Annotated in this window: 20 protein-coding genes; 7 read left to right on the top strand and 13 right to left on the bottom strand. The window is 64.5% G+C overall.

Annotation, left to right across the window (positions count from 1 at the left end; all coding sequences use genetic code 11):
• Positions 1-150: 150 nt before the first annotated feature.
• A complete protein-coding gene (locus tag ACOOE2_RS01050; protein WP_420381176.1) occupies positions 151-1,458 on the top strand; it encodes an MFS transporter in 1,308 nt (435 codons plus the stop codon).
• On the opposite strand, the gene ACOOE2_RS01045 is transcribed toward ACOOE2_RS01050, so the two are convergent.
• Complete coding sequence (locus ACOOE2_RS01045) at positions 1,424-2,413, bottom strand: CDP-alcohol phosphatidyltransferase family protein (protein ID WP_420381175.1); 990 nt, start codon at positions 2,411-2,413, stop codon at positions 1,424-1,426. The genes ACOOE2_RS01050 and ACOOE2_RS01045 overlap by 35 nt on opposite strands.
• Before the next feature lie 290 nt (positions 2,414-2,703).
• Between ACOOE2_RS01045 and ACOOE2_RS01040 the strand changes: the two genes are divergently transcribed.
• Entirely contained in the window at positions 2,704-3,804 is a 1,101-nt protein-coding gene (locus ACOOE2_RS01040) for an inositol-3-phosphate synthase (RefSeq protein WP_420381174.1), read from the top strand.
• A gap of 113 nt (positions 3,805-3,917) precedes the next feature.
• A complete protein-coding gene (locus ACOOE2_RS01035) occupies positions 3,918-4,679 on the top strand; it encodes an NTP transferase domain-containing protein (RefSeq protein ID WP_420381173.1) in 762 nt (253 codons plus the stop codon).
• A gap of 37 nt (positions 4,680-4,716) precedes the next feature.
• Here ACOOE2_RS01035 and ACOOE2_RS01030 read toward each other — a convergent pair whose 3' ends face one another.
• Positions 4,717-5,676: a 2-hydroxyacid dehydrogenase gene (locus tag ACOOE2_RS01030; protein ID WP_420381172.1), complete on the bottom strand. Its 960-nt coding sequence runs from the start codon at positions 5,674-5,676 to the stop codon at positions 4,717-4,719.
• Positions 5,673-6,185 carry a DUF2141 domain-containing protein gene (locus tag ACOOE2_RS01025; RefSeq protein WP_420381171.1) on the bottom strand — a complete coding sequence of 171 codons (513 nt, stop codon included), beginning with the start codon at positions 6,183-6,185 and terminating at the stop codon, positions 5,673-5,675. The genes ACOOE2_RS01030 and ACOOE2_RS01025 overlap by 4 nt, the downstream gene beginning before the upstream one ends.
• Before the next feature lie 363 nt (positions 6,186-6,548).
• Here ACOOE2_RS01025 and rpe point away from each other — a divergent pair, with 363 nt between their 5' ends.
• From rpe to ACOOE2_RS01005, 4 genes are all read left to right on the top strand, one after another.
• Entirely contained in the window at positions 6,549-7,211 is a 663-nt protein-coding gene (gene rpe, locus ACOOE2_RS01020; protein WP_420381170.1) for a ribulose-phosphate 3-epimerase, read from the top strand.
• Positions 7,212-7,336: 125 nt separating this feature from the next.
• The gene (locus tag ACOOE2_RS01015; protein ID WP_420381169.1) at positions 7,337-9,178 is read left to right on the top strand and encodes a heparinase II/III family protein; all 1,842 of its coding nucleotides are present in this window, start codon (positions 7,337-7,339) and stop codon (positions 9,176-9,178) included.
• Between the two features lie 12 nt (positions 9,179-9,190).
• Positions 9,191-10,780, top strand: a complete 1,590-nt coding sequence (gene purH / locus ACOOE2_RS01010; protein WP_420381168.1) for a bifunctional phosphoribosylaminoimidazolecarboxamide formyltransferase/IMP cyclohydrolase — start codon at positions 9,191-9,193, stop codon at positions 10,778-10,780.
• Between the two features lie 281 nt (positions 10,781-11,061).
• A complete protein-coding gene (locus tag ACOOE2_RS01005; RefSeq protein WP_420381167.1) occupies positions 11,062-12,216 on the top strand; it encodes an integrase core domain-containing protein in 1,155 nt (384 codons plus the stop codon).
• 102 nt (positions 12,217-12,318) lie between these two features.
• Here the strand turns inward: ACOOE2_RS01005 and ACOOE2_RS01000 are convergent, their stop codons facing one another.
• From ACOOE2_RS01000 to ACOOE2_RS00955, 10 genes are all read right to left on the bottom strand, one after another.
• Positions 12,319-14,097 (bottom strand): aromatic amino acid ammonia-lyase, encoded by a 1,779-nt coding sequence (locus ACOOE2_RS01000; protein ID WP_420381166.1) that lies wholly within the window; start codon positions 14,095-14,097, stop codon positions 12,319-12,321.
• 111 nt (positions 14,098-14,208) lie between these two features.
• On the bottom strand, positions 14,209-14,868 hold the full coding sequence (locus tag ACOOE2_RS00995; RefSeq protein ID WP_420381165.1) for a cell wall hydrolase: 660 nt from the start codon (positions 14,866-14,868) through the stop codon (positions 14,209-14,211).
• Positions 14,869-15,089: 221 nt separating this feature from the next.
• Entirely contained in the window at positions 15,090-15,419 is a 330-nt protein-coding gene (locus ACOOE2_RS00990) for a DUF1491 family protein (RefSeq protein ID WP_420381164.1), read from the bottom strand.
• 15 nt (positions 15,420-15,434) lie between these two features.
• Positions 15,435-15,896 carry a PTS sugar transporter subunit IIA gene (locus ACOOE2_RS00985; RefSeq protein ID WP_420381163.1) on the bottom strand — a complete coding sequence of 154 codons (462 nt, stop codon included), beginning with the start codon at positions 15,894-15,896 and terminating at the stop codon, positions 15,435-15,437.
• A gap of 169 nt (positions 15,897-16,065) precedes the next feature.
• Positions 16,066-16,665 carry a ribosome hibernation-promoting factor, HPF/YfiA family gene (hpf, locus tag ACOOE2_RS00980; protein WP_420381162.1) on the bottom strand — a complete coding sequence of 200 codons (600 nt, stop codon included), beginning with the start codon at positions 16,663-16,665 and terminating at the stop codon, positions 16,066-16,068.
• Between the two features lie 60 nt (positions 16,666-16,725).
• Positions 16,726-17,463, bottom strand: a complete 738-nt coding sequence (gene dnaQ / locus ACOOE2_RS00975) for a DNA polymerase III subunit epsilon (protein ID WP_420381161.1) — start codon at positions 17,461-17,463, stop codon at positions 16,726-16,728.
• 105 nt (positions 17,464-17,568) lie between these two features.
• The gene (coaE, locus tag ACOOE2_RS00970) at positions 17,569-18,186 is read right to left on the bottom strand and encodes a dephospho-CoA kinase (protein WP_420381160.1); all 618 of its coding nucleotides are present in this window, start codon (positions 18,184-18,186) and stop codon (positions 17,569-17,571) included.
• Positions 18,183-19,040 carry a shikimate dehydrogenase gene (gene aroE / locus ACOOE2_RS00965; protein ID WP_420381159.1) on the bottom strand — a complete coding sequence of 286 codons (858 nt, stop codon included), beginning with the start codon at positions 19,038-19,040 and terminating at the stop codon, positions 18,183-18,185. Before aroE ends, coaE begins: the two co-directional genes overlap by 4 nt.
• A gap of 327 nt (positions 19,041-19,367) precedes the next feature.
• Entirely contained in the window at positions 19,368-19,955 is a 588-nt protein-coding gene (locus ACOOE2_RS00960) for a Maf family protein (RefSeq protein ID WP_420381158.1), read from the bottom strand.
• Complete coding sequence (locus tag ACOOE2_RS00955) at positions 19,952-20,836, bottom strand: pyruvate, water dikinase regulatory protein (RefSeq protein WP_420381157.1); 885 nt, start codon at positions 20,834-20,836, stop codon at positions 19,952-19,954. The genes ACOOE2_RS00960 and ACOOE2_RS00955 overlap by 4 nt, the downstream gene beginning before the upstream one ends.
• Positions 20,837-20,852: the final 16 nt, after the last annotated feature.

Raw genomic sequence — 20,852 nt, 5'->3', positions numbered from 1 at the left:
ATCACGACCACGGCAACACCCGGTCGCAAAATCCACGGTTTATTGCAAGTACGTTACAACCATCCCGCTGCAACATCGCGATGCCGAAGGTGGGATGCGGGCTCGTTCCTGCCCGTCGCAATGGCATTCGGCATGATAACGACACGATCGATGCCAGGTTCCGAACCTGCCGGTGCTGGCGGCCTGCCACCAGGCCGCATGGCGCTGCTGTTTATGGTCATGCTGATCACCGCAGCGGGCAACACCGCGATGCAATCGGTGATGCCGTCGATCGGCGCGCATCTGGGCATTGCCGATGTCTGGGTCAGCCTGGCCTATTCATGGTCTGCGCTGTTGTGGATGCTGCTGGCGCCGTATTGGGCGCGCCGGTCCGACCGCTCGGGGCGCAAGGCGATGATGGCACTGGGGCTGACCGGCTTTGCGCTATCGTTCGCGCTATGCGGCGCAGCGCTGCTGGCGGGGTTGCACGGGCTGGTCACCGGCATTCAGGCGATCCTGCTGTTTGCACTCGCGCGCACGCTGTACGGCGCCTTCGGCTCTGCCGCGCCGCCCGCAGTGCAGGCCTATGTCGCCGGCCGCACCAGCCGGGCCCGCCGCACAAGGGCGCTGTCCGTGGTCGCGTCCAGCTTTGGCCTGGGTACCGCACTCGGGCCCGCCGTTGCGCCAATGCTTATTGTGCCTGGCATCGGCCTGGTCGGACCGTTTGCCGCGTTTACGCTTGGCGCGCTGGGCGTGCTTGCGGTGCTCCACTGGCGACTGCCCGATGATGCGCCGGCCCGCCTGCCTGATACCCCATATGCGCAGGCCTTTGGCGAACACGCCGACGGCTGGCCGGGCAATACGCAAGACGACGACCCGGCGCCGGCCCGCCTGCGCTGGGGCGATCGGCGCATCCGCACGTGGCTGATCGCCGGGGCTTTGGGCGGTCAGGCGCAATCGATGCTGCTGGGCGTGATCGGGTTCATGCTGCTTGACCGGCTGGGGCTGCGCCATCATGCCGATGATGCCGCCGGGCCGATCGCGCTGGTGCTGATGTGCGGCGCACTGGCAATGCTGCTGGCCCAATGGGGCCTGATCCCGATGTTGGGGCTGGGCCCGCGCATGTCGACCATGCTGGGCATGGCGCTGGTCGTGGTCGGCACTGTGCCTGTCGCCACAGGGCACCAGCTGCAGACGATCGCCAGCGGGTTTGCCATGGCATCGGCCGGGTTCGGGCTGTTCCGGCCGGGATTTATCGCAGGGACCAGCCTGGCCGTTGCGCCCGGCGAACAGGGCGGGGCGGCCGGCATTGTCGCCGCGATCAATGGATCGGCCTATATCGTCTCACCCGCGATCGCGGTGTGGCTGTACAACCGGGCGCATGAAACGGTCTGGCTGCTGATCGAGGCGCTCGCGCTGATCGTCGTGATCATGCTGTGGCGCTCTAAATCGCTTGGTCTACCAGATCCAGCTGCCTGACCACGCGCAGCGCCGCGGCGTCCTCGCGTCGGACGGCAACGAACAGCAGCACATTCAACGCCAGCACCTGATAGACGAAATACCACAGCGGACTGCCGATCAGCATTGACACGCCGAGCACGATCGCCCGCGGATTGGGTCCCAGAAATTTCAGCATGAACAGTAAGGGCCGCTGTTCGCGTTGCACCGCGGCGCGGATCTGCGCCAGCGCGGTGCCGTCGCCGGCCTGGTCGGCCGCGATCGCGCGGTTCACTGCGGCGTCGATGATCATCGTGTTGGGGCTCATGCCCGATGCCAGCCGCAGATAACCGAGCACGAACCCGCGCAGGATCCACGACACCCCGCGTTTGTCCTTGAACAGCGCGGCGTCGGCCTGCGTCGCATTGTTCAGCCAGGGCGTGCCATACGTCCAGTACTGATAAAACCGGCGCTGCACTTCGACGAAATTGGCCTGCGCGACATGGCTTGCCCCGCCGGCCAGAACCCAGAACCACGCCCATCCCCAGCCCAGCACCGGCCCCATGATCGCCGCCAGCATCAGGTACAGCGCGACATGCCCCGCGTAATCGCAGATCCCGTCGATCAGCTCGCCCAGCGGGCTGGAGCGCCCGGTCAGCCGCGCCAGATCCCCGTCGGCGCCATCGACCACATGCCAGGTCATGTGCAGCGCCAGGCCCAGCAAGGCCGCAAAGGGCCAGCCCAACCCCCATACCGGGCCCCACCAGTAGACGATGCCCGCCGCCACCACGAACAGCCCGCCGGCCACCGAAACCATGTTCGGCGTAACCGGCGTGGGCGCCAGCGCACGCGCCAGGCGCCACGCCAGCGGGTGATACACGTAATGGTTGAGCGAATCCTGCAGTTCGCGCGGACGGTTTGGCCGCTTGATCGGGCCAGTCGATACAGGTTTTGGCGCTTTTGCCTGCAAAGACGGTGTCCCCGATGCCGTAGTCATCTTGCGGTAGTTCCCAATCGTTGTATGCGGTAACGCGAAGCCGGTGCGTGGAGCGGTGATTCGTCACACCTTGGGCTGGCGCATTACGTTGTCTGGATCGCCTGCGCTATGTGTGGTTTAAACGTGTCGTTTAAACGTGTGCTTTGAAGGTGGGGTTTAAACCCCACACCTTTGCAAGTGTTGCTTGACGATCAAGGGATTCCGCTTGCATTCCGGAATGATTTCGCAAACTAAGGCATTTTGATGACAGCCACCGGACCGTGGTGCCCTGTCGAAGAGGACGTGCTTACATGAAGCCAATCAAGGTCGCGGTGATCGGTGTAGGAAACTGCGCCAGCTCGCTAGTCCAGGGCGTGTATTACTACCGTCAGAACAATTCGGCCAGCGGCCTGATCCACGACAATATCGGGGGATACAGCGCCGGTGATGTGGAATTCGTACTCGGCGTCGATGTCGACGCCCGAAAAGTCGGCAAGGATATTGGCGAAGCCATCTTTGCCGCACCCAACTGCACGACCGTGTTTCACGGCGATGTGCCGCACATCGGCAACAAGGTGATCATGGGCCGCATCCTTGACGGGGTGGCCGAACACATGACCGGCATGGGCGAACGCGGGTTCATCCTGGCCGACGCTGCCGAGCCGACGCAGGCCGACATGGTCGCCGCGCTCAAGGCGTCGGGCACCGAGGTTCTGCTCAACTTCCTGCCCGTCGGATCGCAGGAAGCCACGGAATTCTACATGGAGGCCGCACTCGAAGCGGGCGTTGCCGTGGTCAACTGCATGCCGGTGTTCATCGCCAGCACCCCCGAATGGGAAGCGCGGTTTCGGGCCAAGCGCCTGCCGATTGTGGGCGACGACATCAAGGCGCAGATTGGTGCCACGATCGTTCATCGCGTGCTCTCCAGCCTGTTTGGCGCACGCGGCGTAACGGTGGAAAAAACCTACCAGCTCAACACCGGCGGCAACACCGATTTCATGAACATGCTCGACCGCCAGCGGCTGGGCAGCAAGAAGGAATCGAAGACCGAAGCGGTGCAGGCCATGCTCGCACAGCGCCTTGCGGATGAAAATATCCACGTCGGCCCGTCGGACTATGTGCCGTGGCAGAAAGACAACAAGCTGTGTTTCCTGCGGCTCGAAGGCACGCAGTGGGGCAATGTCCCGATGAATATCGAGCTGCGCCTGTCGGTCGAAGACAGCCCGAATTCGGCCGCGTGCGTGATGGATGCGATCCGGTGCTGCAAAGTCGCACTGGAACGCGGTGAAGGCGGCGCGCTGATCGGCCCATCGGCCTATTTCTGCAAGCATCCGCCGCAGCAGTTCAGCGATGATGTCGCCGCACAGCTGGTCGAGGAATACATTACCGAACCGGCGCTCGCCGCCGAATAATCCCGCCTCCCGGCAGGATTGACGATAACGGTTGTTCAGGGCGGTGTTGGCAAATGCTGATGCCGCCCTTTTCCGTCGCGTGCGAAACGCGGCGCACTGGAGATTGCGAACGCATGGATGCGTTGATTATTGCGGCCGGTTTCGGCAGCCGCCTCGGCGCGATTTCGTCGTCCAAACCCCTGACGCCGGTCTGCGGCGTGCCGATCATCGAGCTGTCGATCCGCCAGGCGATGCTGGCCGGCGTAACGCGCGTCGTGGTCGTGACCGGGCATGAGGCGGACCGGCTTGAAGCGTTTCTGGCCGAACTGTCGTTGCGGCTTGCCATCGCCATCGTGCCGGTGCGTCTGTCGAACTGGGCGACGCCCAATGGGTATTCGGTCATTGCCGGTGCGACGCGCTGCGATGGCAATTACCTGCTGCTGATGGCCGACCACCTGTTCGACGTCGAGATCCTGTCGCGTCTGATCACCGAAGCCCCTGTCGATTGCGGCCTGACGCTGGCGATCGATCGCCGGGTCGACAGCCCGATGATCGACCCCGAAGACGCAACCTGGGTCAAGATGGACGATCGCGGGTTCATCCGGTCGATCGGCAAGACCATCACAGAATACGATGCCTGCGATTGCGGCGCCTTCCTCGCCACGCCCGAACTGGCGCCCGCAATCCGCGCGGCCATTGCCGCGGGCAAGGCCGGATCGCTTTCCGAAGGCGTCCAAATCCTGGCGCAAAACAACCGCGCCACGACGATGGACATCGACGATGCCTGGTGGATCGATATCGACGATCCGCACTATCACGCACTTGCGGAGGAAACGGCGCCTTGGCACATTGCGCAGGCGCTGGCCGACATCGGCCCCAAAGCCGAAGTCGCCTGATAACCCCACCGCCGTCGCCGGCAATTTAAAGCGTATGTCAGCCCGCCAGATGCCGCGTCTCGGGCACCACATTGGGCGGCTGACGCGTCGCAAACCACGCCGACAGATTGTCGACCATCGCCTGCCCCATCGCCGCGCGGGTCACGACCGAACCCGACCCCACGTGCGGCAACAGCACGACATTGTCGAGCGCGCGCATCGCCTCGGGCACATGCGGCTCATGCGCAAACACATCCAGCCCGGCAGCCAGGATTGTCCCTTTCTGCAACGCCACGATCAGCGCATCTTCATCCGCAACCGTTCCACGTGAAACGTTGATCAGCACACCGTCGGCGCCCAACGCCGCCAGCACATCCGCATCGATCATATGCCGGGTCTGCGCTCCGCCGGGAACTACGACGATCAACACATCGCACGCCTGCGCCAGCGCCAGCGCCGTGGGATACCAGGGATAGCCGACGCCCTGCTGCTGCGTCCGCCCGTGATAGGCGATATCGACCGCAAATCCGCCGAGCCGCCGCGCAATCGCCTTGCCGATCCCGCCCAGGCCGACAATCCCGACCCGGCGCCCACGCAATGACGGCGACAGCGGAAAACTCGCGTCAGTCCAATGCCCATCACGCACGAAGCGATCGCCGGCAGGGATGCGGCGCAGCGTCGCCAGCAACAGCCCGATTGCCAGGTCGGCAACTTCCTCGTCCAGCACGCCCGCGGTGTTGGTCACCACGATCCCGTGCGCGGCAGCCACAGCAATATCGATATTGTCATAGCCGACACCAAAATTGGCGATGACTTCCAGCGCGGGCATTCGTTCGAACAGTGCCGCGCCGATCGGGCCGGCCAGTGTGCTCGCCGCCATGCCGCGCACTTGCGCAAGTGCATCATCACCCGGGTTATCCCACAGTCGGTGCACGGTGAACGCCCGCTCGAGCGCAGCCATCGTGACCGGCGGCAGGGCTGCCCCGATCAACACATCAGGCCGCAACGGGTCGGTCACGGATATTTGAGATGGATCGTCGTGGCCAGATTGGCTTTGGGCACCGCCAGGCGCACCGTGCGAAATACCGGCAGGCTGGCCAGTGTCGGCGGATTGTTCGAAAATCCAAAGCCTTCGGTCGGGATCCCGAGCACGCCGCCACGGTTGATCGTGCCCGAATTGTCCTCGTCATGATAGACCGCGATCGCATAGACCCCGGTCGATGGCAGGAATACGCAGTACCGTGTCACATTGGCGACCGCGGGCGTGCGCACGACATACAGCGATCCGTTCTTGACGAGAAACTTGTCGGGATCGTCGGCATAAACCGTCGTGGCGATCTGACCCATGGCGTTGCGCACGCCATCGACCGATATATAGACCCACACATTGCTTTGCGGACCAAGGCACGGCGGCGCAGCCAGCGCCGGCGTCGCAATCAACCCGCTGGCCAGCGCCACAGCGCCGAACCCGGCTGGCACGGTTGTGTTTTTCAGGGCACGGTAAAGGGACCGAACGATGGAACGCATGGCTGTGTGAACCCGTTTCAAGCTGAATTTCCGCCGACATGGGACATTCGCGCGCGCTGCGCAAGGCCCCGCTCGTCTGCCATATTGTCGCGTGGCCGAGACAATTGGCAGCACTTGCGATGGCATAACGTCTGGCGCGTGTACTTGGTATGAATTTCCCCCCACCTGCGGCGCCCTGCGTATAATGTGAAATTCGCGTCAGAGCGTGTGGAAAACGCGCGCAAAGCGACTTGTGACAAATGGGCCGCATGGGTATCGCCGTAACGATCGGCGCTGGTTGACCTGGCGCGGTATTCTGGATTGCCCCGCTGCCCCCCCCCCCGGACGAGGCCATACAACGGCCGCCTCGATGAGCTTGAACCCATGACTGTGCCGCTGATTTCGCCCTCGATCCTGTCTGCCGATTTTGCGAAATTGGGCGAAGAGGTGCGCGCGATCGATGCGGCAGGTGCGGACTGGATCCATGTCGACGTGATGGACGGGCATTTCGTGCCCAATATCACGATCGGGCCCGTGGTGATCAAGGCGTTGCGCCCGTACACGGCCAAGCCGTTCGACGTGCATCTGATGATTGCGCCGATCGACCCTTATCTCGAAGCGTTTGCCGAGGCAGGCGCCGATCACATCATCGTCCATCCCGAAGCGGGGCCGCATATTCACCGCACGGTGCAGGCGATCCGCGCACTCGGCAAGAAACCCGGCATTTCGCTGAACCCCGGCACGCCGGCCAAAATGCTCGATTACCTGATCGACGATATCGACATCGTGCTGGTCATGAGCGTCAATCCCGGATTTGGCGGCCAGAGCTTCATCACCAGCCAATTGCGCAAGATCGAAGCAATCCGCAAGATGATCGACAAGACGGGGCGCGACATCCATCTCGAAGTCGATGGCGGGATCGATCATACGACCGCGGCCCTGTGCGTGTCCGCCGGCGCCACCGCGCTGGTTGCGGGCACCGCCAGTTTTCGCGGCGGCCCGTCGCACTATGCGACGAATATCGCCGCCCTGAAGGGAACCGGTTGACCCGCACCAGGCGCCCTGATCCCATCGTCGCACGCGGCGCTGCCCATCGCGGCGTCGGCGGCGATCTTCTTGCCGCGCACTTTGTGGCCGGCAACGGCGCAGGCCAGAGTGACGGATCGAGGCGCATGGCAATACCCCTGGGTCCCGATACCGAACATTTCGCCACCGCAGACACGCGGAACGAGGCCGCATTGGCGTTGGCCCCGCTCCCTTCGGCCCGGCCTGATGATGGCATGATGGAGCCGGGCGTGATCGAACCGGGGCGCGCGCTCGCGCTTGCTGATTTCTCCCCGCCACAGGTCAGCGCCGGCGAGCGGCTGATGCGCCTGGCCTATCGCTTTGGCGTCGGCCCGCGCACGCTGAACCCGTTCGCCAAACGCGCCGCACCGCGCCTGACCGCGACGGTCGCCAATCCGCTGCCCGGCGATCCATCGACCGGGACAGCGCTGCGCGCCGGGCATTTTGTGCTCCACGGACTCAAGGCGCCGATCGCCGACATCGAGTTTTCCGGGCCGCGTCTCGCCCCGCCGCTCGAACGATTGGTCCATGGTTTCAGTTGGTTGGCCGATCTGGAGGCCTGCGCGGCACGCGTGCAATGTTCCGGAGTTGCGGAACGAATCCTCAGCCGCTGGCTTACCGCCAATCCGCGCCCCGACGGGACCCCCGCCTGGGATGTCGGCAATGTCGCGCATCGCTTGCTGGGCTGGCTGATCCACGCGCCGCTGGTGCTGTCGAGCCAGGATCGCAAATTCCGCAACCACGCGCTGCACGCATTCGACAGCACCGCCGGCTGGCTCGATCGCAATGTCGGGCGCGCCGAAGACAAGTTGTCCGAAGTCGCCGGCTGGGTCGCGATCACCGCCGCCGGGCTGTTGCTCGCCAATGGCGGCGCACGGCGCCTGTATGGCGAGGCCGGGCTGATCCATGCGCTTGGCGATCTGGTCGGCGATGATGGCGGCGTGCTGTCGCGCAGCCCGGTGTGCCAGATCGAGGCGATCGAGCTGCTCGTACGATTGAAAGCCTGTTACAGCGCGGTGCGCGCCGAGGCGCCGCCACAGATCGACACGATCCTCAGCGTGCTGGTGCCGCCCTTGCTCGCGGTGCTGCACGGCGATGGCGCGCTGTCGGGATGGCAAGGTGCGCCCGCGATCACCGCTGCGCGCATCCAGGCCCTTGTCCGCGCCAGCGGCGTGCGCACCCGTCCGTTGCGCGATGCGCGGCAATGGGGATACCAGCGGGTCGCGGCACAACGTTCGATCCTGCTGTTCGATTCCGCCCCGCCCCCGGTTTCACGCCATGCCCGCGACGGTTGCGCCTCGACACTGGCCTTTGAATTCAGCCACGGGCCAGAGCGGATCATCGTCAATTGCGGCGGCGGCGCCTGTGCCGGCGGCCTGATCCCGTTGCGCCTGGCGCAAGGGCTGCGGGCGACCGCTGCGCATTCCACCCTGACTATCGACGATTTCAATTCGACTGCAGTGCTGATCAACGGCAAGCTCGGCACCGGCGTTTCCGAAGTCGATATCGATCGGCGCACGCTCGCCGGCGATGGCCCCGGCACCGGCGCCACCCGGCTGGAGGCCAGCCACAACGGCTATGTCGCGCGCTATGGCCTGAACCATCGCCGCATTCTTATCCTGCGCGACGATGGCACCGAATTGCGCGGCGAAGACAGCCTGCTGCCCAGCGGCCGCAAAGGCAAACGCGGCACGATCGCGGTCGTGCTGCGCTTTCACCTGGGCCCGCATATCGAACTGGCACAGGGTCGCGACGGCATGGGCGTCACGCTGGCGCTGCCCGATGGCAGCCTGTGGCAATTCCGATCGGGGCGCGACCCGGTCACGGTCGAGGAAAGCCTGTGGGCCGATGGCCAGGGCCGGCCGGTCGCCACGCGCCAATTGGTGATCACCGCCAAAGTGTCACGCAGCGGCGAGACATTCTCGTGGCTGCTCAAGAAAATGCGCTGATAGGATTCAAACGTGACGAATGTTAAAATCGGACGGGCACTGCTTTCGGTGTCCGACAAGCACGGCTTGGTCGAACTGGGCCAGGCCCTTGCCGCGCACGGCGTGGAACTCGTCTCCACCGGCGGCACCGCCGCCGCGCTGCGCGCAGCCGGCCTGATCGTGCGCGACATATCCGACCTGACCGGATTTCCCGAAATGATGGATGGCCGGGTCAAGACGCTGCACCCGGTCGTCCACGGCGGTTTGCTCGCGGTGCGCGACAACGCCGAGCATGTCGCGGCGATGGCCGAACACGCAATCGGCGCCATCGACCTCGTCGTCGTCAATCTGTATCCGTTCGAAGCCACAGTCGCGCGCGGCGCCGCGCGTGACGACGTGATCGAAAATATCGACATCGGCGGGCCGTCGATGGTGCGTTCGGCGGCCAAGAACCATGATTACGTAGCGATCGTTACAGATCCCGCCGACTATGCCACGCTGATCGCCGAAATGTCCGCCACCGGTGGTGCGACCACGCTCGCATTTCGCCGCAAACTGGCCGCCAAGGCCTACGCCGCCACCGCCGCATACGATTCGGCGATCGCCGCATGGTTCGCACGGGTCGATCAAGGCCAGCATTTCCCCGAAACGCTGACCGGCACGCACCGCCTCGTCACCCCGCTGCGCTACGGCGAAAACCCGCACCAGCTCGCTGCCCTATACGTCCCGCGCAGCACCGACGTGATCGGGCTGCCCCAGGCAGACCAAATCCAGGGCAAGGAGCTGTCGTACAACAATTATAACGACGCCAACGCCGCAATCGAACTGATCGCCGAATTCACCGATGCCGGCCCGACCGTCGTCATCGTCAAGCACGCCAACCCCTGCGGCGTGGCGACCGCGCCGACGCTGGTCGAAGCCTGGACCGCCGCGCTGTCATGTGATTCCGTGTCGGCCTTCGGCGGCATCGTCGCCACGAACACCCCGCTCGACGCGCCCACCGCCGAAGCGATCAGTGCGATCTTTACCGAAGTGGTCGTCGCCCCCGGCGCCGATGACGCCGCCCGCGCCATCTTTGCCCGCAAGAAAAACCTGCGCCTGCTGATCATGCCCGGCCTGCCCCGCGCCGACCGCGCCGCGCTGACCACCGTCCCGATCGCCGGCGGCTTGCTGGTGCAGGATCGCGACAACGGCCAGCTCGATCCCGCCGACCTCAAAGTCGTGACCAGACGCGCGCCGACCCCAGCCGAAATGGCCGATGCCCTGTTCGCCTGGACCGTGGCCAAGCACGTCAAATCCAACGCGATCGTCTATGCCAAGGACGGCGCCACCGCCGGCATCGGCGCGGGCCAGATGAACCGCCGCGACAGCTCTCGCATCGCCGCCGCCAAAGCCCAGGAAGCCGCCGAAACCCACGGCTGGTCGCAACCGCGCACCGTCGGCTCGGCCGTCGCGTCCGACGCGTTCTTCCCGTTCGCCGACGGCCTGCTCGCTGCGGCCGAAGCGGGTGCCACGTGCGTGATCCAGCCGGGCGGGTCGATCCGCGATGAGGATGTGATCAAGGCCGCTGATGATGCGGGTCTTGCCATGGTGTTTACCGGGATGCGGCATTTTCGGCATTAAGGGCCTCCGGCGGCAAAGGGCCAACGCCCTTTGATCCCGGAATTTTTTGTATTTGTACTTCGACTGCGGTGTCGCGCCCGCCGCGAAGCGGCTTTCATCCTGCCGCTTCGCGGCGGGACGCAAACGCAAAAACAGCGCACAGTTCAAGCCAGTAACGGGATCAAAGGGCGATGGCCGGTATAGACCGGCTACATAGGTAACACTTTGGACCGGCAACATGGGTAACAGTTCAGAGTATCGGGCGGGAGGACCGTTCGATGCCCTTTACAGGTCAAAGTGTTATGGACAGCCGGCTTGGGTTTGTGGCTGCGTGCCTCAAGAAAGAGGTGCCGATTGGTGATTTGTGCTCGCAGTACGGGATCAGCCGGAAGACGGGGTACAAATGGCTTTCACGTTATCTGGAGCTGGGAGCGTTGGGTCTGTCGGAGCAGAGCCGGGCGCCAAAGACGATACCCTGGCGCATAGACGCACAGACCGAAGCGGCGATCCTAGGGCTTCGCGAGCGCTTTCCGACATGGGGGCCGCGCAAGCTGCTGGCGCGCCTGGCGCTGGATGTTCCGGATGGGCACTGGCCAGCGGCAAGCACGATCGGCGACCTTTTGCGGCGCAAGGAACTGAGCCAGACGCGGCGTATTCGGCGCTCCGGGGGCGCGGGCCATGGCCAGCCGGCGATCCCGCAGGCCGCCAACGAGATATGGTCTGCAGATTTCAAAGGCTGGTTTCGGACAGGTGATCGTGTGCGCTGCGAGCCGCTGACGATCACTGACAATTACAGCCGCTACCTGATCCGCTGCGAGGCCGTGCCACGCGCCGACATGGAAAGCGTCATTCCACTTTTCGAACAATCTTTCAAAGAGTTGGGTTTGCCAGCATCGCTTCGCACGGACAATGGCCATCCGTTCGGGATGAGCCGGGGGCTCGGCGGACTGACCCGGTTTTCAGTGTGGTTGGTGAAGCTTGGCGTCATGCCCGAATACATAACCCCGGGCCGCCCTGATCAGAATGGTCGTCACGAGCGGATGCATCGTACCCTTGCCGAAGACACCGCCGCACCACCGGCAGATACGCTGCGTGAACAGCAGGCCCGGTTTGACACCTGGCGGCACCTCTACAACACCTACCGCCCTCACGAAGCACTGGGACAGATCTGCCCGGCGTCGGTCCACACAGCCTCGACCAGGCAGTTTCCCGACAAGATCGACGCATGGGACTATCCTGACGACCACTACGTCCTGCCCGTCACAGCCAAGGGTCTGGTTCGCTGGCGCGACAAAACACTCTACATCACTGAAGCTTTGGCCAACGAAACCGTAGCCATCGTCCAACGCGACAATGGAGACTGGACCGTACGCTTCCGCTGGATCGATCTGGCAACCCTGAGTGATCAGTCAGCCCAGATTGTGGGTTCAAAGCTGGCTCGTACGAGCCAGCTTTGAACCCACAATCTGGGCCAAATCTGTTACCTATGTTGCCGGTCTAAAATGTTACCTATGTCTCCGATTGCACCGCCCTTTGCCGCCGGAGGCCCTAAACCGCCCTTATCGCCGCGCCTGCGCAACCGGTACCGGCCCACCCAGCGGCATAGCAGGTCCACCGGCATAAAACCGCGCGGCCGGCGTTGTTGTGATCAGGCCGTACACCGCATCTTCCGCGTAACTTGGCCCTGCGTGCGGCTGCAGCGGCAGGATCGTGCGCAGGCCGGCGAGGAGCGCGGTTGGCGCTGTGCCGAAGCGGCGGGCGGGGTCTTGCGCCTTGCGGATTTCGACCCAGTTCGACGAAGTGATGAGGTCGAGCGCGAGCAGGTGGGTGGTAAGGTCAACGGCCTGGCGCGCGCGGTTTACTTTCAGGCGGGTTTCGCCTTGCAGGTCCTCGACAGTGGCGATGATCGGCTGGCCTTGCGGGACGACCGGGTTGATCAGGCCGGAAATCTCGATCCACAGGTCTGCGCCGAGGTAGGGTTCGGGGGACGGCAGTGATCTCGCCTGATCGGGAGTCATCACGTCGGTGCGTTTGACGCCGGTGAAGAACGGGTTCGAGAATCGCTCCATGCGTTCGAGCAGGATCACGCCCATGTTGGCGGTGGCGATGGTGAAGGCTTCGACCTGGTTGGCGAGAGGGTATGGGTCCCAATTGGCGTCGGAGAGGATGTAGCCGCCCTGGCCGTGGCTGAGGGGGCCGCCCTTGACGTGGAATTTCATCATCTGCGGTGTTGAAAGCTCCCAGCTGTCGCCGGGTTTCAGGCCCGGGCGGACCGCGGGGTTATGGTCCGAGACATTCATGGCGATCACGACGCTATCGCGCAGGTCGGCCCAGCTTTGCCAGGCGGAGCCGATGCGCTGGGTCGACGCGCGCAGGCTTTCGGGATCCTGGATGATGCGGCCGGGATCGTCCTGCAGCAGATAGCCGCCGCGCACCATGTCGAGCACGCGCGCGGCATCCCAGTTGAGCCAGGGGTAGGGCCGGTTCGACTGGGCCGGCATCGACAGCGGGGTGACGCTGGAATTCATGCCTGTCAGCGCCATCGCGGTGCCAAGATCGGCCCATTGCAGCATGTTTCCGGCATCGGCGACGAGCAGCGCGGAGTTGGCGGTGAACCACGCGTCGGTGCTGACCAGCGCGGCATCGTCGGCGCCGAATGGCGCGAGCGGGGTCAGGCCGGCCTGTTGCAGCGCTTGGGCGGCGGGCATGCGCTGGCCCTTGTAATGCACCTCGCCCTGCCCGATCATCACGCGGCCGAGTTCGCCCATCGGCGCCAGATCGCCTTCGCCAAGAGAGCCGCGCGCGTGCACGACCGGGGTGATGTCGTGGTTGATCAGGTCGAGCAGCATCTGCGTGAGGCCGGGGCTGGCCGCCTCGTACGACATCGTGTTGGCGCGCACCGCCATCATCGCCCGGATCACATCTTCGTGGTCGATTTCCGGTCCGGACGAGCCGGTTTCACCACGGGCGAAATTGGCCAGTTGACGCGCCTTGAGCAGCGCGGTGTTTTCCGGCGTCGTCGGATCACCGGCAAAGATCACGGTTTCGCGCTGATCGCCGGCGCCGCGGTTGAACCAGTAGACGCTGACGCCTTCGGCCGCGGCCTCCAGCAATAGGCCATAGGCATCGGCGGAGCGCTGGCGCGCGGCGGCGGACAGGCTGACTTTGGCCCCGTGACGCGCGATCGCGACGACCTGTGCGACGGAAAGGTCATGACCGGTCAGGACCACGGTCTGCGCCTGCGCGTCATCGGCGATCGGCACATACGCCTGGGCGCTGGCGGTCTCGGTGGTTGCGAAGGCAAGAACGAGCGCCAAGGTCGAGTGAAACAGCGTCATGCGAGCTCCCGTCACGATCGCGTTGGGGATCGCCGGGCTTACTCTAGTCGCTGCGGGCGGGGTGTCACCCCCTGCCCGCATCGACAATGTGCGTTGTGGTGAGGCAAGCGCTCAGCGATAAAAGACGTGGTTGTCGATCTGCGCGATGCGGATTTTGCCGGAGTCGGCGTGGATGCGGGCGGCGTGGAAAAACAGCGCGCCTTCGGCCGGGCTTTTCCAGGCACCGCGGTGCGCGATCAGGGCGATGCGCACGGCGTTCAGCCAGTTGTGGCTCGTCCGGTTGATCACCGGCATGGCACCGCCGTGGATGAACGAGAACTGCGCGTGCTGCATGACCACGCCGCAATACGATTCGGGAAAGCGACCCGATGCGGTGCGCGCGACAATGACGCGGCCGACCGCGAGTTGCCCGGCCAGGCTTTCGCTGCGTGCTTCGAAATACACAGCGCCTGCCATGCATTCGATATCCTGGGGAAGAGTTTCGGGAACCGGAACCGCATTGACGAGTTCTGCAAGGGAAACCGCGGGCGACATCGCGATGTCAGCGTCCTTGGCTTCGGGCGAACTGGTGGCGGGGTCGATCGTTACCGGCGTGGTTGCCGGTGTAACGGCGATCTTCGGGTCTAGGGAGACCGGGGATGCATAAGGTGCATCGATGACCTGCAACTGCGGGTCCTGGGGGCGGGCTTTGGCACCGGAAGTGCCGAATACCGCAAGAGACAGGCTCAAGGCAAAACCAAGCGCACTGGCCAGGCGAAACGGGTAACTCACTCTTTATCCAAATTGGGCGGTGGACATCGGAGCAAGGAGCGGTCACCGTCAACCACGACAATGAATGCCGTACATGGTCGATCGGAACCGTAAGCCGAGCCGTCTGCCCCCCGTCTGCGTGCCTGCAAAACCGGCTTTGTGCCGTGTCTTGCCGCCTGCGCATCAGCGGAGAGCACGCCTTGGTGAGGTCGAACGGATGAGTCAACCCACGAACGAGAATGTCAGCCGGCGTTCAGGATAGACCGTTCAACGTCTGCGATAGTCAGTTCGACCAGCCAAAGGTCGGGATCCTGCAGCTTGCGCCGGTCGAGATATTCGTCGAATTCACGACGCGCATCGGCTGTTTGCGCGCGTACCGCCGTCCACCGGCGCGGGCCTGCCGGATCGGGCATGCGCTCGTACAGCGTACCCAGCCACTCGCGATCGACCCCGACCACCAGGATCACGCCCGCATCGGGCTCACCCTTGTGCAAGACCATCGCGAACCCGCCCGCCGCAGCAGTCGCACGCACCAGTCCCGCGACCTCCAGAGCGGCAGGCAGGCGTGTCATGCGCCTGGTGTCGTTTCAGGCAGCATCGCGGTCGATGACATTGACCAGCAAGGCATACAGCGCATCGGCATCGGGCGCCGCCGACAGCCGCGCATGCATGCGATCATCGCGCATCAGCCGTGAAATTGCCGCCAGAGCCTGCAGATGCACTGCGCCCGCCTGGTCGGGCGACAACAGCCCGAACACGCAATCGACGGGCATCGCATCGGCAGATTCAAATTCCACCGGCTTTTCCAGGCGCAGGAATACCGCAACCGGCCGCGCCAGACCGGCGATCCGCGCATGCGGTATCGCGACGCCCCGGCCAAACCCGGTGCTGCCCAACGCCTCGCGTTCCAGAATGCGTTCGAGCACGACATCTGCATCGAGCGCGTAGGCAGCAGCAAAGTTCGCGGCAAGCGCCGACAGTATCTGCGCCTTTGAATCCGCGCGGATGACCCGAACTGCTTGTTGATCGATCGAAAAAAGCGCGCTCATTGCAAATGCGTTACCATTGAACGCCCGTAGATCCGGCCGCTCGTGTCGGGACGGGCCAATGCGCTTCATTTGGTACAGGTGCAAGCGGCGAATGGCGTATGGGAATGGGCCTTTGCATCCCGCAAAATACCGGCGGCAAAGGACGATGGCCCTTTGCCGCCGGAGACCCCTATTTCTTCGGCTCGACCCAGCCGATCGACCCGTCACCCCGGCGATAGACCATATTGTGCGTCCCCGTCCCCGCGTTCTGGAACAGCAGCGCATTGGTATTGCGCAGATCGAGCATCATCACCGCGTCGGATACAGTTGCGGTGGGCACGTCGACGCGGGTTTCGGCGATGACCAGCGGGGCGTCGGCGGGTTCTTCATCGATGCCGGGTTCGGCAAAGACGGTGTAGCCGGCGTCTTCGACCGTGGCGATGTCGCCCGAAAGGTTGGCATCCTGCTGGCGGCGGGTGTGGACGGCGTTTTCGTGGCGGTCCTTGATGCGGCGCTTGTAGCGGCTGAGCTGGCGGTCGATCTTTTCGGCGGACTGGTCGAGCGCCTGGTGCGCGTCCTGCGCGATCGAGCTGCCCTTGAGGATCAGCCCCTGGGCCACGTGGGTGACGATATCGCAGCGAAAGCCGCCATGCGGCGCCTTGCCCAATGTGACCTGCGAGGAGAGTGCGCGCGAGAAATACTTGTCGACGATCGTTGCGAGCCGCGCCTGCGCGTGCGCTTCAAAGGCGGTGCCGGCCTCGACCTGGTGTCCCGATACGCGAATATCCATGTGCAGTTCCTCTTTGTACGAGAGTGCCCACCGGGGCGACACGTCGATCGGGCGTGGGGATCAGGCGCGGGTCCAGATGGGATCTCCAAATCCCGCCATGAATGTCGCATGGCGGGCCAGTTCCGCGTCGCTCGGGCTGTGGGGCCGGGGCGTGCGGAAGGGGCGGGTAGACTGACCGGAACAGGTCAGAGTGTTGGCAGGCATTCCGGCCCGTGAAATGGTAAACGGCTGGTGTGACTGGATTGTTCCTGAAGGAACCTCGTCTGCCGCAAGCTCCAGCCCGATCTGGCGGCCGCCAAGCAATTCGACATAAAGCTGCGCCAGAAGTTCGGCATCGAGCAGTGCGCCATGCTTCGTACGATGGCTGCGGTCGATGCCATAGCGCGAACACAGCGCATCGAGGCTGAGTTTGGCGCCGGGATGTTTGCGCCGGGCAATCGCGATCGTATCGACCATGCGATCGAGCGAAATGATCGCGTGTCCGACCGCCTCCAGCTCGGCATTGAGGAAACCGAAATCGAACGCGGCGTTGTGCGCGACCAGCGGCGCATCGCCCAGGAATTCGATCAGTCCGGGGGCGTGGACGGCAAATTTCGGCTTGTCGGACAAGAAGGCGAGCGACAGTCCGTGGACGGCTTCGGCCTCGGCCGGCATGTCGCGTTCGGGGTGGCAATAGGCGTGGAACACCGCGCCGGTCGCGACGCGGTTGACCATCTCGATGCAGCCGATCTCGACAAGGCGGTGGCCGTTTTTGGGATCAAAGCCCGTGGTTTCGGTATCGAAGATGATCTCGCGCATTTGATGAACGATGGACCTGTGCGGCCACGCTGACAAGGTGGTGCCGCAAATTTCGCAACGATCGCAACCCGCAGACATCGCACGGGAAATGCTGTTGCACGTATTTCAGCCCGGATCAGCTGTGTGATTTTTCAACCGTAACGCGGCGACCAGCGCCGCGACGGCGCGCGCGGTTTCGCCCGGAGTCACGCCGGTGTCGATGACATGATCGGCGCGTTCGCGCTTTTGGGCATCGGGCACCTGCAGCGCCAGGATCTGGGCAAATTTCTCCTCGGTCATGCCGGGACGCGCCATCACGCGCTCGCGTTGCATCGCGGCGGGCGCGGAAACCACTGCCACCGCGTCAAGTCCCTCTGGCCCGGCCCGCTCGTAGAGCAGCGGGATGTCGAAAACGACCAGCGGCGCGTCGCCATGCTCCTGCATGAACGCCACGCGCGCCTGCGCGACGGCCGGGTGCATGATCGCCTCCAGCCGGCCCAGTGCCGCACGGTCGCCGAACACTTGCGCGCCAAGTTCCGCCCGGCGGACGCCATCGGGGCCCGTGCTGCCGGGAAATTCGGCCTCGATCGCCGGCAACAGTGCACTGCCGGCGGCCTGGAGACGATGCACCGCGGCATCGGCATCGAACACCGGCACGCCCAGTTCGCGCAGCATCTGCGCCACGGCCGACTTGCCCATGCCGATCGAACCCGTCAGGCCCAGAATGAACGGGCGCGCGCTCATGCCGTCAGCCTGGCGCGCAATTCCGTGTCGGCAGGGCCGCGTGGCGGTTTCGCGCCGAAAAAGCGGCGGAACGCGTGATCCGCCTGGCCGATCAGCATCGACAAGCCATCGACGGTGCGAAACCCGGCGCCGCGCGCCGCGCGCAGGAACGGCGTATCGAGCGGGCTGGTGACAATGTCGTAGAACACCGCGCCCGGTGGCGCGTGCGACAGATCGAACGCCAGTTCGTCCTGCCCGACCATGCCAAGGGCAGTGGCATTGACGATCAGGTCGAAACAGCCGGCGCGGTCGTCGAAGGCGAAATCGGTCGGCGCGGCGAAATGGCCGAGCTCGGCGATATGGTGTTCGCCGGTCGGATCGATTTCGCCGAGCAACACCTGGGCCTTGGCCGGATCGCGCGCGGCCAGCACGATCACCATGCCCTGATCGGCCAGCGCCGTCACGATCGCCCGCGCAGCACCGCCCGCACCCAGAATCCGTGCCATGCGGAACAGATGCGACTGCGTCAGCATCGGTTGCAACGGTTCGAGAAACCCGGGCACATCGGTGTTGTAGCCCACCAGCTTGCCGTTTTCGGGGACGATGGTGTTGACCGCGCCGACGCGGGCGGCAAGCGGATCGAGGTGGTCGAGCAAGGGCATGACCGCCTGCTTGTGCGGCATGGTGACATTGCAGCCGCGCCAGTCCGGGTCGGTGCGGCGTTGGGTGAGGTAATCGGTGAGGCCGGCGCGGGTCACATGGGTGGCGTGATAGGTGCCGGTGAGGTTCAGCTGTTCGAGCCAGTACGTGTGGATCGCGGGTGATTTCGACTGGGCAATGGGGTCGCCGATGACTTCTGCGTAGGGGTTGGTCATCGAGCGCCTCCGGCAGGCGTTTTAGCGCCTCCGGCGGCCAAGGGCCATCGCCCTTGGATCCCGTTACTGGCTTGAATTGCGCGCCGGCTTTGCGTTTGCGTCCCGCCGCGAAGCGGCAGGCTTGGAGGCCGCTTCGCGGCGAGCGCGCAGGCTGGAATACGCGCCAAGCCAAAATTTGCGGGATCCAAGGGCAATGGCCCTTGGCCGCCGGAGGCCCTTGTCGATCGGCGTGCGCGAAAGAAGGAACAAGCGGGATCCCGGGTCAAGCCCGGGATGACGAGACGTGGGGGTTTTGGCGTTTCGGCGCGAAATGCTGCACAAAGGCCCTTACGCACTTACGACCCCCTGGTTGCGCAGCGCTCCAAGGATCGCCAGCAACGGCATGCCGAGCACGGTAAAATGGCTGCCTTCGATGTGTTCGAACAGTTGCACGCCGCGTGCTTCGATGCGGAAGACGCCGACGCAGGCCGCGACGGCGGGCCATTCGCTGTGGAGATAGCTGTCGATAAACGCGGGAGAAAGGGGTCTGACCCGCAGTTTTGCGGTCTCCACGGTTCTCCACACGACGTGGCCGTCGCGGGCGAGCACGGCGGCGGAGGAGAGGGCCATGGTTTTGCCGGAGAAGAAGGCGAGGTGTTCGGCGGCCTGGTCGCGGCTGGTCGGTTTGTCGAACTGGCGGCCGCAGACATCGACGAGGGAATCGCCGCCCAGGACGAGTGCGCCGGGGGTTGCGAGTGATACCGCCAGGGCTTTGGCTTCGGCGAGGACCATCGCGACCTGGGTCGGGCAGACGCCGATCAGATCGCGTTTCAGGGCGGTTTCGTCGACGCCGGCGGCCTGGGCCACGTAGGGGATGCCTGCGGCGTCGAGCATGGCTTTGCGCGAGGCGCTGGTAGAGGCGAGGATGAGAGTCATTGGGCGGATCCTGTTGCGCCGTCGCGCCAGTCGGTGGTGTCGCGTTCGATGTCGGTACCGGTAGCGCCGCGCACGTTGTGGCGTTCGTTGTAGAGGTTGATCACGGCGGCGGCGGTCTCCTCGATCGAGCGGCGGCTGACGTCGATCACGGGCCAGCCGTTATCGGCAAACATGCGGCGTGCATACAGCACTTCACGGGCGACGTGTTCGCTGTCGACATAGGCGGTTTCGGGTGCCTGGTTGAGCGAGAGCAGGCGGTTGCGGCGCACCTGGATCAGGCGTTCGGGGCTGGTGGTGAGGCCGACGATGAGCGGCCGGCGCACTTCGTAGAGCGAAGGCGGGGGCGGGCTTTCGACGACGATCGGGATGTTGGCGACGCGAAAGCCGCGGTTGGCGAGGTAGATCGAGGTGGGCGTTTTGGAGCTGCGCGAGACGCCGGCGAGGATGATGTCGCATTGCTCCCAGTTTTCCCAGCCGATGCCGTCATCGTGGGCGATGGTGAACTGAATGGCGTCGACGCGGCGGAAATAGGCTTCGTCCATCAGGTGCTGGCGGCCGGGGCGGCCTTTGGCGCGTTGGTCGAACAGGGTTTCGAGTGCGTCGGTAACGGTATCGAGCGCAGAGACGCTGCGCAGGCCGAGTGCGGTGCAGCGCTGTTCGAGGCGTTCGCGGATTTCGGTGCTGACAACGGTGAACAGCACGAGCCCGGGGTGGATGCTCATTTCGCCGAGGATGCGATCGAGGTGCTGTTGCGAGCGGACCATCGGCCAGAAGTGGCGGACGACATCGGTGTTTTCGAACTGGGCCATGGCCGCCTTGGCGATCATTTCAAGCGTTTCGCCGGTGGAATCCGACAGAAGGTGGAGATGAAGCCGCTGCATGATACCCCGATTTACC

Source organism: Novosphingobium sp. (assembly GCF_965214355.1).
In the GTDB taxonomy this organism is placed as follows: Bacteria; Pseudomonadota; Alphaproteobacteria; order Sphingomonadales; family Sphingomonadaceae; genus Novosphingobium.
Note: the sequence above shows the minus strand (reverse complement) of the source record. Positions and strands in the feature narration are given on the sequence as shown.